Annotated in this window: 16 protein-coding genes; all 16 read left to right on the plus strand. The window is 54.0% G+C overall.

Features of this window, described 5'->3' with window-relative positions:
* Positions 1-140 precede the first annotated feature (140 nt).
* The gene (locus tag ACR1UW_RS07780) at positions 141-1,811 is read left to right on the plus strand and encodes a ribonuclease J (protein ID WP_498935181.1); all 1,671 of its coding nucleotides are present in this window, start codon (positions 141-143) and stop codon (positions 1,809-1,811) included.
* 115 nt (positions 1,812-1,926) lie between these two features.
* The gene (locus ACR1UW_RS07785) at positions 1,927-2,664 is read left to right on the plus strand and encodes a ClpP family protease (protein ID WP_033008054.1); all 738 of its coding nucleotides are present in this window, start codon (positions 1,927-1,929) and stop codon (positions 2,662-2,664) included.
* On the plus strand, positions 2,661-2,885 hold the full coding sequence (locus tag ACR1UW_RS07790) for a YlzJ-like family protein (RefSeq protein WP_033008053.1): 225 nt from the start codon (positions 2,661-2,663) through the stop codon (positions 2,883-2,885). The genes ACR1UW_RS07785 and ACR1UW_RS07790 overlap by 4 nt, the downstream gene beginning before the upstream one ends.
* A gap of 108 nt (positions 2,886-2,993) precedes the next feature.
* Positions 2,994-5,318, plus strand: a complete 2,325-nt coding sequence (locus tag ACR1UW_RS07795) for a DNA translocase FtsK (RefSeq protein WP_289652070.1) — start codon at positions 2,994-2,996, stop codon at positions 5,316-5,318.
* A gap of 319 nt (positions 5,319-5,637) precedes the next feature.
* Positions 5,638-6,369 (plus strand): GntR family transcriptional regulator, encoded by a 732-nt coding sequence (locus ACR1UW_RS07800; protein WP_033008051.1) that lies wholly within the window; start codon positions 5,638-5,640, stop codon positions 6,367-6,369.
* An 83-nt stretch (positions 6,370-6,452) separates the two neighbouring features.
* On the plus strand, positions 6,453-7,544 hold the full coding sequence (locus ACR1UW_RS07805; protein WP_498935185.1) for a BMP family lipoprotein: 1,092 nt from the start codon (positions 6,453-6,455) through the stop codon (positions 7,542-7,544).
* A 124-nt stretch (positions 7,545-7,668) separates the two neighbouring features.
* Positions 7,669-9,195 (plus strand): ABC transporter ATP-binding protein, encoded by a 1,527-nt coding sequence (locus ACR1UW_RS07810; protein WP_033012198.1) that lies wholly within the window; start codon positions 7,669-7,671, stop codon positions 9,193-9,195.
* Entirely contained in the window at positions 9,195-10,241 is a 1,047-nt protein-coding gene (locus ACR1UW_RS07815) for an ABC transporter permease (RefSeq protein ID WP_498935187.1), read from the plus strand. The genes ACR1UW_RS07810 and ACR1UW_RS07815 overlap by 1 nt, the downstream gene beginning before the upstream one ends.
* Positions 10,242-11,201, plus strand: a complete 960-nt coding sequence (locus ACR1UW_RS07820; RefSeq protein ID WP_033012197.1) for an ABC transporter permease — start codon at positions 10,242-10,244, stop codon at positions 11,199-11,201. It abuts the gene before it with no gap.
* A 184-nt stretch (positions 11,202-11,385) separates the two neighbouring features.
* Complete coding sequence (gene yfmF, locus ACR1UW_RS07825) at positions 11,386-12,684, plus strand: EF-P 5-aminopentanol modification-associated protein YfmF (RefSeq protein WP_289643885.1); 1,299 nt, start codon at positions 11,386-11,388, stop codon at positions 12,682-12,684.
* The gene (gene yfmH, locus ACR1UW_RS07830; RefSeq protein WP_044741263.1) at positions 12,665-13,954 is read left to right on the plus strand and encodes an EF-P 5-aminopentanol modification-associated protein YfmH; all 1,290 of its coding nucleotides are present in this window, start codon (positions 12,665-12,667) and stop codon (positions 13,952-13,954) included. Before yfmF ends, yfmH begins: the two co-directional genes overlap by 20 nt.
* Before the next feature lie 191 nt (positions 13,955-14,145).
* On the plus strand, positions 14,146-14,862 hold the full coding sequence (gene ymfI, locus ACR1UW_RS07835; protein ID WP_033012192.1) for an elongation factor P 5-aminopentanone reductase: 717 nt from the start codon (positions 14,146-14,148) through the stop codon (positions 14,860-14,862).
* Positions 14,863-14,925: 63 nt separating this feature from the next.
* Positions 14,926-15,174: a DUF3243 domain-containing protein gene (locus ACR1UW_RS07840; RefSeq protein ID WP_033012190.1), complete on the plus strand. Its 249-nt coding sequence runs from the start codon at positions 14,926-14,928 to the stop codon at positions 15,172-15,174.
* 128 nt (positions 15,175-15,302) lie between these two features.
* Positions 15,303-16,094 (plus strand): DUF3388 domain-containing protein, encoded by a 792-nt coding sequence (locus ACR1UW_RS07845; protein WP_033012189.1) that lies wholly within the window; start codon positions 15,303-15,305, stop codon positions 16,092-16,094.
* Positions 16,095-16,120: 26 nt separating this feature from the next.
* The gene (locus ACR1UW_RS07850; protein ID WP_498935191.1) at positions 16,121-17,014 is read left to right on the plus strand and encodes a helix-turn-helix domain-containing protein; all 894 of its coding nucleotides are present in this window, start codon (positions 16,121-16,123) and stop codon (positions 17,012-17,014) included.
* An 80-nt stretch (positions 17,015-17,094) separates the two neighbouring features.
* Positions 17,095-17,673: a CDP-diacylglycerol--glycerol-3-phosphate 3-phosphatidyltransferase gene (pgsA, locus tag ACR1UW_RS07855; RefSeq protein WP_063330174.1), complete on the plus strand. Its 579-nt coding sequence runs from the start codon at positions 17,095-17,097 to the stop codon at positions 17,671-17,673.
* Position 17,674 lies beyond the last annotated feature (1 nt).

Genomic DNA, 17,674 nt, shown 5'->3' on the forward strand with positions numbered 1-17,674 from the left:
CGGACGTTGGGGCTTTTTTGTCGAGACGGTGAAATGCGCCAGCTCGTTCATGAACCATCTTGTGTTTTTTGGCGTCAATTCGTTATAATAAAGGCAAGTGACTTTGAGCGGGTTAGCATCACAATTGGGAGGACGCAGCCTTGAAATCCAAAATAAAGCCAGTAGAGAAAATACGCATTTTTGCCCTTGGGGGAATCGGGGAAATCGGCAAAAACATGTATGTCGTCGAATTGGACGAGGACATTTTCGTCCTCGATGCCGGGGTGATGTTCCCGGAAGATGAGATGTTTGGCATTGACAAAGTCATCCCGGACATTGCCTACTTAATTGAACGGCAGCACCGCATTCAGGCGATTTTTCTCACTCACGGGCATGAGGAGCATATGGGAGCAATCGCCTACGTGCTCAAGCAGCTGTCTGTGCCAGTCTACGGGACGAAGCTGACGCTCGGGTTGGCGGAAGCGATTTTAAAAGAGCAAGGCATTGCAAACGCCAAACTGAATGAAATTCATCCTGACGCTGAACTGCTGTTTGACAAAGCAAAAGTGACGTTTTTCCGCACGATCCACAGCATCCCCGATTCGATCGGCATCAGCCTGCATACATCGCAAGGAGCGATCGTGTACACGAGCGATTTTAAATTTGACCAGACGCCGTATGGCAATAATCGCGCCGACTTGGGGAAAATGGCGCAAATCGGCGAACAAGGGGTGCTTTGTCTTTTGTCGGACAGCACGAATGCCGAGCGTCCGGGCTACAGCGGCTCTGATACAGCCGTCGCCCATGAGATTGCAGATGTGATCGGCCACGCGAAAGGGCGCGTGTTTGTCGCCTGCTATGCCTCGAACATTACGCGCATCCAACAAGTGCTTTACGCCGCCAAGCAGTACGGGCGCAAGGTGGCGGTGATCGGCAAAACGCTGCATAAAATTATGGACATCGCCGTCCGCCTCGGTTATTTGCATCTGCCGGACAAGGTGACGATTTCTGCCTACGACTTGGACCGCTATGGGGATGATGAACTCGTCATTTTGACGACCGGGGGTCATGGCGAGCCGATGAGCGCGCTTTGGCGCATGGCGCGGCAGGCGAACAAGCAGGTGAACATTAAAGAAGGAGACACCGTCATCGTCGCTGCTTCTGTCATGCCGGGGTATGAGCTTGGGTTTTCGAAAACGATCGACGCCCTATACCGGGCTGGGGCGAACGTCATTTACCGCGATCGGCAAGTGCACGTGTCCGGGCACGGCTGCCAAGAAGAGCTTAAGCTCATGCTTAATTTGATGAAGCCGAAATATTTCATCCCGGTGCATGGGGAGTACCGAATGCAAAAGGCGCACGCCCGGTTGGCGAAGGCGGTCGGCATCTCGGAAGAGCGGACGTTTTTGCTTGACAAAGGTGAAGTGGTCGAATTTCGCGGCGGAGCCGCCCGCCCTGGCGGTAAAGTGCCGTACGGCAACATTTTAATCGATGGCCTCGGCATCGGCGACGTCGGCAACATTGTGTTGCGCGACAGGCGTTTGTTGTCGCAGGACGGCATTTTGATCGCCGTGGTGACACTAAACAAAGAAGCGAAAACGATTGCTGCTGGACCGGAAATCATCTCGCGCGGATTCGTTTATATGCGCGAGGCGGAGACGCTGTTGGAAGAGGCTGAGCAAATGGTGGCGGAGATCATTAAGCGCTGTCTGGAATCATACATGCTGGAATGGTCATCGTTAAAGGCGAACATTCGCGAGGCGCTAAGCCAGTTTTTGTTTGAGAAAACGAAGCGAAAGCCGATGATTTTGCCGATTATTATGGAGGTATAACGCAATCATGCTCAAAGTCCAAGGGAAATGCTGGAAACGGTGAACCGTTGCCGGCATTTTTCTTTTTCTTTTCGGCCATACTAAACGTATGACCGATAGAAAGGAGAAGGAATCGATGGACAAGGAGCGTTACCTTCAGGAAGAGACGGAAGAAAAACCGGAAACGAAAACGGAAGAGGCCACTGCTGCCATCACCCAGCTTGGGCAGACGAACGTCCCGCAAATGGAACCGGATACGAACATTCATTGTCTGACGATTGTCGGCCAAATTGAAGGTCATATTCAGCTGCCGCCGCAAAACAAGGCGACAAAATACGAACATGTGATCCCGCAAATCGTCGCCATTGAGCAAAATCCGAAAATCGAAGGGCTGCTCGTCATTTTAAATACGGTCGGCGGTGATGTGGAGGCCGGGCTTGCGATTGCGGAAATGCTCGCTTCGCTGTCAAAACCGACCGTTTCCATCGTGCTTGGCGGCGGCCATTCGATCGGCGTGCCGATCGCCGTTTCGTGCAACTATTCGTTCATCACTGAGACGGCGACGATGACGATTCATCCGATCCGTTTGACGGGGCTTGTCATTGGCGTCCCGCAGACGTTTGAGTATTTGGATAAAATGCAGGAACGCGTCGTCCGCTTCGTAACGAAGCATTCCAACATTAGCGAGGAGAAGTTTAAAGAGCTCATGTTTTCCAAAGGCAATTTGACGCGCGACATCGGCACGAACGTCGTCGGTCCCGATGCGGTCCGGTACGGCTTGATCGATGAAGTGGGCGGCGTCTCACAGGCCATGGCGAAGCTGCGCCAGCTGATCGAAGCGAAAAAAGGCGGCGAAGGGAAGATGATCCAATGATTTTGTACACGATCATGCCGGAACATTTGGTGTTCCCGGTCGATGCGGCCGCGTATGAAAAGCAAAAGCTAGTGCATTACGAAGGCATCCCGTTGCTCGTCCAAATGACCGATACGGGCGAATATGAAATCGTGCAAAACTTAAGCACCAACCCCTATCATTTTTTAAACGCCAAGTATGCGCCAGGGGTGCGGTTTCCGGTTTCTGTCGCAACATCGTAATGAATTGTCAAGTTGTTCATGATATAATAATAGACAAACGGAAAAAAGCAGCCATTGTTGGCTGCTTTTTTCCGGCTTGCCAATTCATTCATGCTGGAGTGAGCGATCATGGCGAAACGAAAGCGACAAAAAAAAGGAAAACCGCCAAAGAAACAGTCATGGACGGAGACGATTCGCTTTGAATTGATCGGTCTCGGGCTGCTGGCTGTTGCCGTTGTGGCGATGGCTCGCCTCGGGCTTGTCGGGGAAACATTCGTGCTTGTCGGCCGCTTTTTTTTCGGCGAATGGTACATGCTGTTAATAGGGGGAGTGTTCATTTTATCGCTCATCCTCATTTGGAAACGATCGTGGCCGTCATGGGCGAGCCGTCCGTTTGTCGGCGTGTCAGTCATCACAGCGGCGCTTTTGCTGCTAAGTCACGAAAAGTTATTTGAGCTCATGTCGCGGCGCGGTGAGCTTGATCCGAGCGTCATCCGGACGACGTGGGCGCTGTTTTGGAACGAGGCGGGCGGAAAGGAGTCCCATGCCGACCTAGGCGGCGGAATGGCTGGCGCTCTGTTGTTTGCCGCCAGCTATCAGCTGTTTGATTCGCTCGGGACAAAATGGATTTGTTTTCTGCTGTTTGTAGTCGGCTTTGTCGTATTGACCGGGAAATCGCTGCGCGAAACGATCGGACAGATAGTTGTTGGGGCGGCCGCGCTTGTGCGGAAGGAATGGCTGGCGTTCGTCGCCGATGTGAAACAATGGCTCGCGGGGAGAAAACGGCGAGCGAGTGTAGAACGAGGCCGGCGTTCACGGCGGACGGCCGCCTATCCGGCCGAGGAATCGGCAGAAGCCGGGGCTGCTGAGGCGGACGACGAATTGCTTTCGCCGCCGCCGATCATATCCGATTTTGCCGCCGTCCGGGCGGCCGCCGAGCCGGAAGAAGAGAAACAGCTGTCTGCGGAAGATGACGACAGCGAAGGGGGGGCATCCCCGCCGTTGGCGTTTTCCGAGCATGAAAATGCCAATTACGATTTGCCGCCGCTTGAACTTCTCCGTCCGCCAAAGCCGGCTGGGCAATCGACCGACCATGCGAATATTTATGCCAATGCGCGCAAGCTGGAAAAAACGTTCCAAAGCTTTGGCGTCAAGGCGAAAGTGACGCAGGTGCACCTTGGCCCGGCGGTGACAAAATATGAAGTGTACCCGGACGTCGGGGTGAAAGTAAGCAAAATCGTCAGCTTAAGCGACGACTTGGCGCTCGCCTTGGCGGCGAAAGACATCCGCATTGAAGCGCCCATCCCCGGCAAGTCCGCAATCGGCATCGAAGTGCCGAACGAGGAGATCGCCACCGTCTCGCTGCGCGAAGTGCTGGAGGCGGTCGAGCACACAAGGTCCGAATCAAAGCTGTTGATCCCGCTCGGGCGCGACATTTCCGGGGAAGTCGTTGCCGCCGAGTTGAACAAAATGCCGCATTTGTTGATCGCCGGCGCTACCGGGAGCGGGAAAAGCGTCTGCATCAACGGCATTATCGTCAGCCTGCTCATGCGCACCAAGCCCCATGAAGTGAAGTTGATGATGATTGACCCGAAAATGGTCGAGCTAAGCGTCTACAATGGCATTCCGCATCTGTTGACGCCGGTCGTCACCGATGCGAAAAAAGCGGCTCAAGCGCTGAAAAAAGTCGTCCAAGAAATGGAACGGCGCTACGAGCTGTTTTCCCATACCGGCACGCGCAACATTGAAGGGTATAACGAGCATATCCGTCAGCAGAACGAAGCCGCGCTGGAGCAGCAGCCGCTTTTGCCATATATCGTCGTCATCATTGACGAACTGGCTGACTTGATGATGGTCGCTTCGTCAGATGTGGAAGAGGCGATCACTCGGTTGGCGCAAATGGCGCGCGCGGCCGGCATTCACTTGATCATCGCCACTCAACGCCCGTCGGTTGACGTTATCACGGGCGTCATTAAGGCCAACATTCCGTCACGCATCGCGTTCAGCGTCTCATCGCAAATTGACTCACGCACCATTCTCGATGTGGGCGGGGCGGAAAAACTTCTCGGCCGCGGCGACATGCTGTTTTTGCCCATGGGCGCGTCCAAACCGGTGCGCGTGCAAGGCGCATTTGTGTCCGATCAAGAAGTGGAAGACGTCGTCCAATTTGTCATCGGCCAGCAGCAGGCCCAATATTACGAGGAGATGATCGTGCCGGAAGAGGAGGCGAACGCATCGGCCTTCGAAGACGACTTGTATGAAGAGGCCGTCCGCCTTGTTGTGGAAATGCAAAGCGCTTCTGTGTCGATGCTGCAGCGCCGCTTCCGCATTGGCTACAACCGCGCCGCCCGGCTGATCGACGCCATGGAGGAGCGAGGCGTCGTCGGTCCGTACGAAGGGAGCAAACCGCGCGCGGTTCTTTGGTCGAAAGAAGATTTGAAAAAGACGTCGTAGCACTCGGCGGAAAATGGGCCTCAGAGCATTTGGTCAGAAAAGCGCTGGCGTCACAAGGTTTTTCCATTGAACATGGGCTGAAATCAACAGTCTTTTGCGCTGCATCGCAAGCCCTGATCGCTAAGCAGGCAGGTCGATGCCACCTGCCTGCCAATCGTATGTCACATTGGAAACGCTCCCATAAACATATCTTTTTTTCGACAAAATTTGATAACCCTATTTATTTGGCCAGTAAAAAATGATATAGTAGTCTCAAAAAGGTTATATGTCTAATGTCAGAGGTCTGACTCTTACAGGAGATCATGTGGAGGACGTTGTCATGTCAATCAAATCAGACAACCGCCATCTGTACTTGCAAGTCATCGACCGTTTGAAACACGATATTGAAACTGGTGTGTACAAAGAAAAGCAAAAGCTGCCGTCTGAGTTTGAGCTTGCCAAACAGCTTGGCGTCAGCCGGGCGACGCTGCGGGAAGCGCTGCGGGTGCTGGAGGAGGAAAACATCATCATCCGCCGCCATGGCGTCGGAACGTTTGTCAACGCCCGGCCGCTGTTTACGTCCGGCATCGAGCAGCTGTCGAGCGTCACGGATATGATCCGCCAAGCCGGACGAAAACCGGGAACGATTTTTTTGTCTTCTTCCATCCAGCTGCCGACAGAAGACGATATGCGCCGTTTTCAATGCCGCCCGGACGACGAGATTTTGTTGATCGAGCGGGTGCGCACCGCCGACGGGGAGCCGGTCGTCTATTGCCTCGATAAAATTTTGTGCAAGTATTTGCCAAAAGGCATTTCGTACGAACACGAATCGTTGTTTGAAAACTTGCACAACCAAACGCACCGCGACATCGCCTATGCAGTTGCGCGCATCGAGCCGCTCGGCTACCATGAGAAAGTGTCGCCGATTTTGCAATGCGACCCGGAAACCGCCCTGCTTGTGCTCAAGCAAATGCATTTCGACAAAAACGACGAGCCGATTTTTTACTCGACCAACTACTTCCGTTCCGACAAATTCAGCTTTCATGTCATGCGGAAACGGTTTGGTTTTTAAGGAGGTGAAAGGGGTACATAGAACGTGAACGGAAGTTTCATACTAATTTAGGAACAAACTTTTCAGCTTAGGGGGAATGGATGATGAAAAAACGATTCGGATGGGCGTTGTCCGTTCTGTTTGCCGCCGGCACGCTGCTTAGCGCCTGCGGCCAGGATGGCGGCAACGCGGGAGGCAATAATAAGGAAGATACGTTTAGCGTCGCCATGGTCACCGACGTCGGCGGCGTTGATGACAAATCGTTTAACCAGTCCGCGTGGGAAGGGATTCAAAAGTTCGGCAAAGACAACGGGCTAGAAAAAGGACGCGGTGGGTACGACTATTTGCAGTCGACGAGCGACACCGATTATCCAACCAACTTAAACAAGCTCGTGCGCAGCGACTTTGACTTGATTTTCGGCATCGGGTATTTGATGGGCGACGCGGTGAAAGAAGTCGCGAAGCAAAACCCGAAAAAACATTTCGCCATCGTCGACACGGTTGTTGATGAGCCAAACGTCGCCAGCATCACGTTCAAGGAGCATGAAGGCTCGTTCCTTGTCGGCGTTGTTGCCGGTTTGATGACGAAAACGAATAAAATCGGCTTTGTCGGTGGGATGGAAATTCCGTTGATCGAAAAATTCGAAAGCGGATTCCGCGCCGGCGTGAAAGCGGTCAACCCGAAGGCGACCGTTCAAGTGCAATACGCAGGGGCGTTTGACCAAGCGGATAAAGGGAAAGCGATCGCTTCGAGCATGTACGCTTCCGGCGTCGACATCATCTACCATGCGGCCGGGGCGACTGGAAACGGTGTTTTCTCAGAGGCAAAAGACTTGAAGAAAAAAGATCCGAACCGTGAAATTTGGGTGATCGGCGTTGATAAAGACCAAGCACCGGAAGGGGAAGTGAAAGTCGGCGGCAAAACGTACAACGTAACGCTCACTTCGATGGTGAAACGCGTCGACGTCGCTGTCTATGACACGGCGAAACGGGCGAAAGACGGCGACTTCCCGGGCGGCAAAACGATTGAGTACGGGTTGCCGGAAAATGGGGTTGGCATCGCTCCGACACAAGACAACATTCCAGAAAATGTGCTGAAAGCTGTTGACGAATGGAAAGAAAAAATTATCAAGGGCGAAGTGAAAGTGCCGACGAATCGGAAAGAGTACGAGCAGTTTGCAGCGACCATCAAATAAAACATGAGGAAGGGGGCTGGCGTGCGCCGCTGGCCTTCTTCAAAATCATGAAATGAAGGGCGGCCGTTTTGCTGCCGCCTCTCATTTTGTGATTTTGACCCCGCTGCAGTAAGGAGTGAATCGCTTGGAATACGTGATTGAAATGCTCAATATCCGCAAAGTGTTTGGCTCGTTTGTCGCCAATGACAACATTACGCTGCAAGTGAAAAAGGGGGAGATACACGCTCTGCTTGGCGAAAACGGGGCCGGCAAATCGACGCTCATGAACGTGCTGTTCGGTTTATACCAGCCGGACGGCGGCGAAATCCGCGTCAAAGGAAAGCCGGTGCGCATTACCGACCCGAACGTCGCCAACGATCTTGGCATCGGCATGGTGCATCAGCACTTTATGCTCGTCGATACGTTCACGGTGACGGAAAACATCATTTTAGGCAGCGAACCGACGCGGGCGGGAACGATCGATATGAAGCGGGCCGAACAGGAGGTGCGCGAGCTGTCGGAACGGTATGGGCTGGCGGTCGATCCGACAGCGAAAATTGCCGACATTTCCGTCGGCATGCAGCAGCGCGTGGAAATTTTAAAAACGCTCTACCGCGGCGCGGATATTTTGATTTTTGACGAACCGACAGCGGTGTTGACGCCGCAGGAAATCCGCGAGCTCATCCAAATTATGCGCACGCTCGTCCGCGAAGGAAAATCGATCATTTTAATCACCCATAAGCTAAAAGAAATTATGGAAGTGTGCGACCGCGTCACCGTCATCCGCCGCGGCAAAGGGATCGCGACGCTTGAGGTCGCGGAAACGAACCCGAACGAGCTGGCGGCGCTCATGGTCGGCCGCGAGGTGCAGTTTACGACCGCTAAGAAACCGGCTGAACCGGGAAAATCGGTGTTGGAAATTAAAGACTTAGTCGTCAAGGACGCGCGCGGGATCAAAGCGGTCAACGGTTTGAACTTGACGGTGCGCGCCGGGGAGATCGTCGGCATCGCCGGGGTCGACGGCAACGGGCAAACCGAGCTGATCGAGGCGATTACCGGCCTTCTGAAAGCGGAATCCGGCACGGTGAAGCTGAACGGCCGCGATATTACGAACTTGCCGCCGCGCAAAATCATCGAAGCCGGCGTCGGCCATATTCCGCAAGACCGGCATAAGCACGGGCTTGTCCTCGATTTTCCGATCGGCGAAAACATGGTGCTGCAAACGTATTACAAGCCGCCGTATTCAAAGCGGGGCGTGCTGAACTTTAAAGCGATCTACGACAAAGCGCGTCAGCTCATCCGCGAATTTGACGTGCGCACGCCGGATGAATATACGAAGGCGCGGGCGCTGTCGGGCGGAAACCAGCAAAAAGCGATCATCGGCCGCGAAGTTGACCGCGACCCGGATTTGTTGATCGCCGCCCAGCCGACAAGGGGGCTTGACGTCGGCGCGATCGAGTTTATCCATAAGCGGCTCATCGAACAGCGCGACCGCGGCAAAGCGGTGCTGCTCGTCTCATTTGAGCTCGATGAAGTCATGAACGTCAGCGACCGGATCGCCGTTATTTATGAGGGGAAAATTGTCGCCATCGTCGATCCGAAAGAGACGACGGAACAAGAGCTCGGGCTGCTGATGGCCGGAAGCAAACGGAAGGAAGCAGGTGTGTCGTGATGAAGTCAAACCGTCTCCAGCAATTGTTGATTCCTGTATTGGCCGTCTTGCTCGGCATGGCTGCCGGATCCATCGTCATGCTCGTGAGCGGCTACAACCCGATCGCTGGGTTTTACGCTCTCGTGTACGGGGCGTTTGGCGATACGTACTATATCGGCGAAACGATCCGCCAGACGACGCCGTACATTTTAACCGGGTTGGCGGTGGCGTTTGCTTTTCGCACCGGCTTGTTTAACATCGGGGTCGAAGGGCAGCTGATCGTCGGCTGGCTGGCGGCCGTCTGGGTCGGCGTGTCGTTCGACTTGCCGAAAATCATCCATTTGCCGCTCGCCATTTTGGCGGCCGCCCTCGCCGGAGCGCTTTGGGGGCTGATCCCGGGCGTGCTAAAGGCGTATTTAAAAGTGCATGAAGTCATTATTACGATTATGATGAACTATATTGCTTTGCATGTAACGAACGCCATCATCCGTTCCGTTTTGTCCGATGAGGGATTTAAATCAAAGCCGGTGAAAGAAAGCGCATCGCTTCACTCCGACTTTTTTGATGCCATTACGTATCATTCCACCATGCATTACGGCATTTTCATCGCTGTCGCCGCCGCATTTGTCATGTGGTTTTTGCTTGAGCGGACGACGAAAGGGTTTGAGCTGCGGGCGGTCGGGTTCAACCAGCATGCCTCCCAGTATGCCGGCATGAACGTGCGCGCCAACATCATTTTAGCGATGGTCATCTCCGGCGCTTTTGCCGGCGTCGCCGGGGCGATGGAGGGGCTTGGCACATTTGGAAACATCTCGACGAAAGCCAGCTTTACCGGCCTCGGGTTTGACGGCATCGCCGTCGCCCTGATTGGCGGCAACAACGCGTTTGGCATTTTGCTCTCCGCCTTGTTGTTTGGCGCCTTAAAAGTCGGGGCGTTGGAAATGCCGTCAAGCGCCGGCGTGCCGACCGAACTCGTTGACATTATTATCGCGCTCATTATTTTCTTTGTGGCATCGAGCTATATGATTCGCTGGCTGTTATCTCGCTGGCAAAAGGGGGCGGAGTAAGTGAGCGTGTATGACGTGTTGCAGACGATTATCCCGACAGCGATTTTCTTTGCGGCTCCCCTCATTTTCACGGCGCTTGGCGGCGTGTTCAGCGAACGGTCCGGCGTCGTCAACATCGGGCTTGAAGGATTGATGACCATCGGCGCGTTTGTCGGCATCGTCTTTAATTTGACGTTTGCCGATCGGTTTGGCGAATGGACGCCGTGGCTTGCCTTATTGGCTGCCATGGTGGTCGGCGCTGTATTTTCCCTGCTGCACGCTGTCGCGTCGGTCACCTTTCGCGCCGACCAAGTTGTCAGCGGGGTGGCGATCAACTTTTTGGCGCTTGGCCTGTCGCTGTTTTTAGTCAAAAAAATGTACGGCAAAGGCCAGACCGACCAAATTCAAGTCGGGTTTGACAAAATCGATGTGCCGGTGTTGAGCGACATCCCGGTCATCGGCCCGCTGTTGTTCTCCAATGCGTATGTGACGTCGTACATCGCCATTTTGTTGGCGTTTGTCTCTTGGTATGTGATTTATAAAACGCCGTTTGGCTTGCGGCTGCGCGCCGTCGGCGAACATCCGATGGCGGCGGATACGATGGGGATTCATGTCGCCAAAATGCGCTACATCGCCGTCATGATCAGCGGCGCGCTCGGCGGCTTGGGCGGTGCGGTATACGCGACGATCATTTCCCGCGATTTCAGCCATGCGACCATTTCCGGGCACGGATTTATGGCGCTCGCCGCCATGATTTTTGGCAAATGGCATCCGATCGGCGCGATGGGAGCGGCGCTCTTTTTCGGACTGGCGCAAAGCTTAAGCATTGTCGGGCAAACCATTCCGTTTTTGAAAAACGTTCCGACGGTTTACTTGCTCATCGCCCCGTACGTGCTCACCATTTTGGCGCTCGCCGGCTTCATCGGGCGGGCGGAGGCGCCGAAAGCGGCCGGCACGCCATATATCAAAGGGAAACGGTAGAACTTGCAGCTGTCCGGCGCAACCGGACAGCTGTTTTTCATTCCCATGATGGCCATGTTTCCAAGCGCATCGGACGAACTAGGCGGATTTGTTTGCATTTGTCGCTTGGCAACAGGTATATTGTTGATAAGACATCTCACAATAAGCATGCCGCCCATTTTGCGACAGAAAAGGAGGAGTTGGCTTGGTCGATGAAAAAATAACGGCGGTTGGGCCGGTTCGCGTCCATACGATTCCGACCGATAAGTACAAAACGAATACACTCGTTTGGAAAATGAAAGCGCCGCTCGCCAAGGAAACGGTGACGCTGCGCGCGCTGCTTCCGTACGTTTTGCAAAGCGGCACGGCCGACTATCCGAGCGTCAAGGCGCTGCGCACCTATTTGGATGAACTGTACGGGGCGACGCTGAACGTCGATTTAACGAAAAAAGGCGAACATCATATCATGACGATTCGCATCGATGTCGCCAATGAACGGTTTTTGCCTAAACAAACGCCGTTGCTATCGAAAGCGCTTCAACTGCTTGCCGACTTGCTTCTCCGCCCGGCGCTTGACGGCGGCCGGTTTGTCGAGGACATCGTCGTGCAGGAAAAACGGGCGCTGCGCCAGCGCATTCAAGCCGTTTACGACGACAAAATGCGCTATGCGAGCATGCGTCTCGTGGAAGAAATGTGCAAAGGGGAGCCGTACGCGCTCTCGCCTAATGGCGAGCTCGAGGATGTCGACGCCATTACAGCGGAAGGACTGCACCGCTATTATGAGCGGGCGTTGGCTGAAGATGAGCTTGACTTGTATGTCATCGGCGATGTCGACGAAGAAGAGGTGCTCAACACCGTCCGTCAGCGCTTTTTGCTGCCCGACCGCGCAGAGCCGGCGCGTACGCCCCAAGCTCAGGCAAAAGCGCGTGGGGAAGTGAAGGAAGTGATCGAACGGCAAGACGTCAAGCAAGGGAAATTGAACATCGGCTACCGAACGAATGTCACATACGAGGATGACGATTACTACGCCTTGCAGATGTTTAATGGTATTTTTGGTGGTTTTTCCCATTCGAAGTTGTTCATTAACGTCCGCGAGAAGGCGAGCCTTGCTTATTACGCCGCCTCAAGACTTGAAAGCCATAAAGGGCTGCTCATGGTCATGTCCGGCATTGAGCCGGCCAATTACGAGAAGGCGCGGCGCATTATCGACGAGCAAATGCAGGCGATGAAAAACGGCGATTTTACGGATGAAGAAATCGCGCAGACGAAAGCGGTCATCCGCAATCAGCTGCTTGAGACGCTCGACACGCCGCGCGGACTTGTCGAAGTGCTGTACCACAACGTCGTCTCCGCGCGGAAGCGTCCGCTTCACGAATGGCTGGCCGGCACGGAGGAAATCGGGCGCGAAGACATCGTGCGCGTCGCTGAAAAGGTGGAGTTGGATACGGTATACTTTTTGACCGGAATGGAGGGGGGGACGGAAGATGGAAAAACGGGTGTATGAGACGCTGCAAGAAGAGCTGTTCTACGAAAAAATGGACAACGGTCTTGACGTGTACATTTTGCCGAAAAAGGGATTCAACAAAACGTACGCCGTGTTTACGACGAATTACGGTTCGGTGGACAACCAGTTTGTCCCGCTCGGCCAAACAGAGATGAAACGCGTCCCGGACGGCATCGCCCACTTTTTGGAACATAAGCTGTTTGAAAAAGAAGACGGCGACGTGTTTCAACAGTTCAGCAAACAAGGCGCCTCGGCGAACGCTTTTACGACGTTCACCCGCACGGCCTATTTGTTTTCCAGCACCGACAACGTCGAGAAAAACTTGGAAACGCTGATTGATTTTGTGCAAACGCCGTATTTTTCCGACAAGACGGTGGAAAAAGAAAAAGGCATTATCGGCCAGGAAATCCGCATGTATGACGACAACCCGGACTGGCGCGTTTATTTTGGCGCCATCGAAAGCATGTACCACAACCATCCGGTCAAAATTGACATCGCCGGCACGGTCGAATCGATCGCCCAAATTACAAAAGAGCTGTTGTACGAATGCTACGAAACGTTCTACCACCCGAGCAACATGCTTTTGTTTGTCGTCGGTCCGGTCAACGAACAAAAAATCATGCAGCAAATCCGCGACAATCAGGCGAAAAAATCGTTCCCGTCCGCTCCTGAAATAAAGCGGTTTACGTACGAAGAACCGAGCGGAGTTGCGGAAACGAAAAAAGTCATCCCCATGCACGTGCAGGCGAATAAATGTTTTGTCGGCATCAAAGCGCCGTCCGTGCCGGAAACCGGCGGACCAAAACTTCGCCATGAGCTTGCCTTCCATGTTGCATTGGACTATTTGTTCGGCAAAAGCTCGCCCCATTACGAGCGGCTCTACCGCGAAGGGCTGATTGATGACACGTTTATGTATGATTACACGGAAGAGCGCGAATTCGGCTTTGCCCTTGTCGGCGGCGATACAAGGGATGCCGAGCGGCTTGCGGCGGAAGTCAAAAACGTGTTGTTGTCATTTTCAGTTGAGGCAGTGAAAACGGAGGAATTTGAGCGGGTGAAAAAGAAAAAAATCGGCGCTTTTTTGCGCGCGCTCAACTCGCCGGAGTATATCGCCAACCAGTTTACGCGCTACGCGTTTTACGGCGCGAGCTTGTTTGACATTTTGCCGGCGTTGTCATCGTTGACGCTTGACGACGTTGCAGCCATTGCCGATGCGTGTTTCCGCGATTCGCAAATCGCCGTTTGCGAGGTTGTGCCAAAAGGGCAATGACAGGGGCTGACCGAAAGAGCGGTAATGCCCCTATCTGGGGCAACATGGAAAACTAGACCACCCTGAAACCCCTGGTAAAACCAACGATTTCAGAGGTGGTCTCTTTCCCATGTTTTTCAGTTTCATTTCATCAAAAAGGGGCTTTTGCGTCAGCCCCTTTTTTGCGTCCAACAGAAGGAGGAGAACGTTCGATGCGCTATGCGTTAATTACCGGAGCGTCAAGCGCGATCGGGCAAAGCATCGCCCGCGAGCTCGCGCAAGGCGGCTATGGGCTTTTTCTTCATTACTACCGGCGCCGCGCGCCCATTGAGGCGCTGCAAGCCGAACTAACCGGCGTGCACACCGTGCCGGTGGAAGCGGATTTGTCGATGCCGGGCGGGGTCGACCAACTGCTTTCCCGCCTCGACCGCCCGATCGATGCCATCATTTATAACAGCGGGGCCACGTATTACGGGTTGCTTACCGACATGAATGACGAGCTGATCGAACGGATGGTGCGCCTCCATGTGACAAGCCCGGCGCAGCTTGTGAAAAAACTGCTGCCGCCGATGATTTCGAAAAAGCGCGGCCAAATTGTGTTCATTTCTTCGATTTGGGGGTTGTGCGGCGCCTCATGCGAAGCGGTGTATTCGATGACCAAGGGCGGGCAAAACGCGTTCGCCAAGGCGCTGGCGAAAGAGCTCGCCCCGAGCGGCATCCGCGTCAACGCCGTCGCGCCGGGAGCGATCGCCACAGATATGCTCCGGCCGTTCAGCGAAGAAGAATTGGCGGCGCTCGCCGATGAAATTCCGGCCGGCCGGCTCGGGACCCCTGAGGAAGTGGCGAAAACAGTGGCGTTTTTGTTGTCGGACGCCGCTTCTTACATCACCGGCCAAATCATCTCTGTCAACGGCGGCTGGTATTGTTGAGCGTATATTTTTTTCGCCCGCAGGCAAACTATCCTTGAAACGTTCATCAAGGAGGGAATGGACATGTCGGTACTGGATAACTTTGAACAATGGAAAGACTTTTTATCGGAACGTCTGCAGCAAGCGCAGCAACAAGGTTTGACCCAGCAAGTGATCTCGGATGTCGCCTATCAAATCGGGGACTATTTGGCGAAAAACGTGGATCCGAAAAACCCGGAAGAACGGGTGCTCGCCGACCTTTGGAGCGTTGCGGATGAAAAAGAACAGCATGCCCTTGCCAACATGATGGTGAAACTTGTCCAACAAAAATAACACCCGGTAAAGAGAGGGGCTCCCTCTCTTTTTTCTTTCCTCTTTTCGGTTGCTTTTCCGTTCGCGGTTATAGTAGTATGAACTTAGCATAAGGCGTTCGTGCGGACAGCGGCAAGGGAGGAGACGGGATGGGCAAGCAGGAGTGGTATTTGGAGTATGAGATTCATGTCAACCGTCCAGGGTTGCTCGGCGATGTCGCCTCGTTGCTCGGCATGTTGTCGATCAACATCGTGACGATCAATGGCGTCCGGGATTCGCGCCGCGGCATGTTGCTTCTTTGCGACAGCAGCGAACAAATCGAGCGGCTGGCGACAATTTTGCGGACGATGGACAACATTACGGTGACGAAACTGCGCCAGCCGAAGCTGCTTGATCGTTTGGCCGTCCGCCATGGCCGCTACATTCAGCGCGATGCCGACGACAAAAAGACGTTTCGCTTCGTTCGCGACGAGCTTGGGCTGTTGGTCGATTTTATGGCAGAAATTTTTAAAGAAAAAGGGCATAAGCTCATCGGCATTCGCGGGATGCCGCGCGTCGGCAAGACGGAGTCGATCGTTGCTGCGAGCGTATGCGCCAATAAGCGGTGGCTGTTTGTATCATCGACGCTGATCAAGCAGACCGTCCGCACGCAGCTGATGGAAGACGAATATAGCGAGGACAACATTTTCATTGTCGACGGCATCGTTTCGACGCGCCGCGGCAATGAGCAGCACTGGCAGCTCATCCGCGAGCTGATGCGCCTCGAGGCGACGAAGGTCGTGGAACATCCGGACATGTTTGTCCGCCATACGGAATATACGCTTGATGATTTTGACTATATTATTGAGCTGCGCCATGAACCGGACGAAGACATTTCCTACGATGCGATCGAACGCCCGTCCTTGCTGGGCGGAGACGGATTTTCCGAATTTGGATTTTAATTTTAACAAGTGGAAGGTGTTGGCCGTTGACGGAACTGGGAAAACGTTTGCGGGAAGCGCGGGAGGAAAAAAACATCAGCTTGGACGAGCTGCAAGAGATGACGAAGATTCAGAAGCGGTATTTGATCGGCATTGAAGAAGGGAATTACGCCATTATGCCGGGCAATTTTTATGTGCGCGCCTTCATTAGACAATACGCCGAGGCGGTCGGCCTCGATCCGGATGAGCTGTTTGAACAATATAAGCAGGACATTCCGCAATCGTACCAAGATGATCTTCCGCAGCCGCTGTCGCGCGTGAAAACGCGCCAACAGCTTTCCGCCGAAGGGACGAAATGGCTCGACTGGCTGCCGAAAGCCTTGATCGCGGCGGCCGTCGTCGGGGCGGCCGTTCTTGTTTGGATGCTGCTCCAGCGCGGCACGGCAAACGAGCCCCCGGCGAAAACGAGCCCGGAGACGGCGGAAGTGGAAAAGCCGAAACAGTCGCCGCTTGAACAGGCGAAACAAAAGCAGTCGGCGAAGGAAACGGACGAGAAGGCAACGAATGAAAACGGACAGCAAAATGAACAGCCAGCGCCGACTGGCGAAGAAGAACAGCCGGCTGCGGCGATGAATGTGACGGAAAAGCGCGGCAACACGGCGACGATTGAAGTCGCCAGCTCCGGCGCGTTTTCCATCGAGCTTTCATCCAAAGGAACGTCATGGGTCGAAGTATACAATACGAAAGGCCATACGTTTTACCGCGGCAACTTGACAAGCGGGCAGACGAAAACGTTCGATCTGTCGGCCGAAAGCGAAGTGTGGGTGAAAATCGGGCGCACGCTCGATGTTGAGATGAAGGTGAACGGCCAACCGTTTGCCTACCCGTTTGCACCGAAGGACGAGGTGTACCAAAAGCTGCGTTTCATCTTGAAAAAATGACGGCGGGGAGCAGCTTTCAGACGGAAGAAGCGCCGCTCCCTTGCTCGCAACAGAATGTTGAACTAGCGGAGGTATTCGTTGTGAATTTGCCGAATAAAATTACGGTAGCGCGCATTATGCTCATCCCATTTTTCTTGATCGTCATGCTCGTCCCGTTCGGGTGGGGAAGCGTCCGTATTGCTGGGGCGGAGCTTCCGGCCGCTCATCTCGTCGGGGCTCTCATTTTTATTATCGCTTCAACGACGGACTGGATTGACGGCCATTACGCTCGCAAGTACGGACTCGTCACCAACTTGGGCAAGTTTTTGGATCCGCTTGCCGATAAACTGCTTGTGTCAGCAGCGCTCATCGTGCTCGTTGAACTCGGCGCCGCTCCGGCTTGGATGGTGATCGTCATCATCAGCCGCGAATTTGCCGTTACCGGCCTGCGGCTCGTGCTCGCCGGGGAAGGGGAAGTCGTCGCCGCCAACATGCTTGGCAAAATCAAGACATGGACGCAAATTGTGGCGATTTCCGCCCTTTTGTTGCACAACTTCCCATTTTCGCTCATTCCGTTTCCGTTTGCCGATATCGCGCTTTGGGTAGCGGTCATTTTTACGATTTGGTCCGGCTGGGATTACTTTTCCAAAAATAAACATGCTTTTGCCCATTCGAAATAGC

It is taken from the genome of Geobacillus lituanicus (assembly GCF_050994965.1).
GTDB classification, from domain to species: Bacteria; Bacillota; Bacilli; order Bacillales; family Anoxybacillaceae; genus Geobacillus; species Geobacillus stearothermophilus.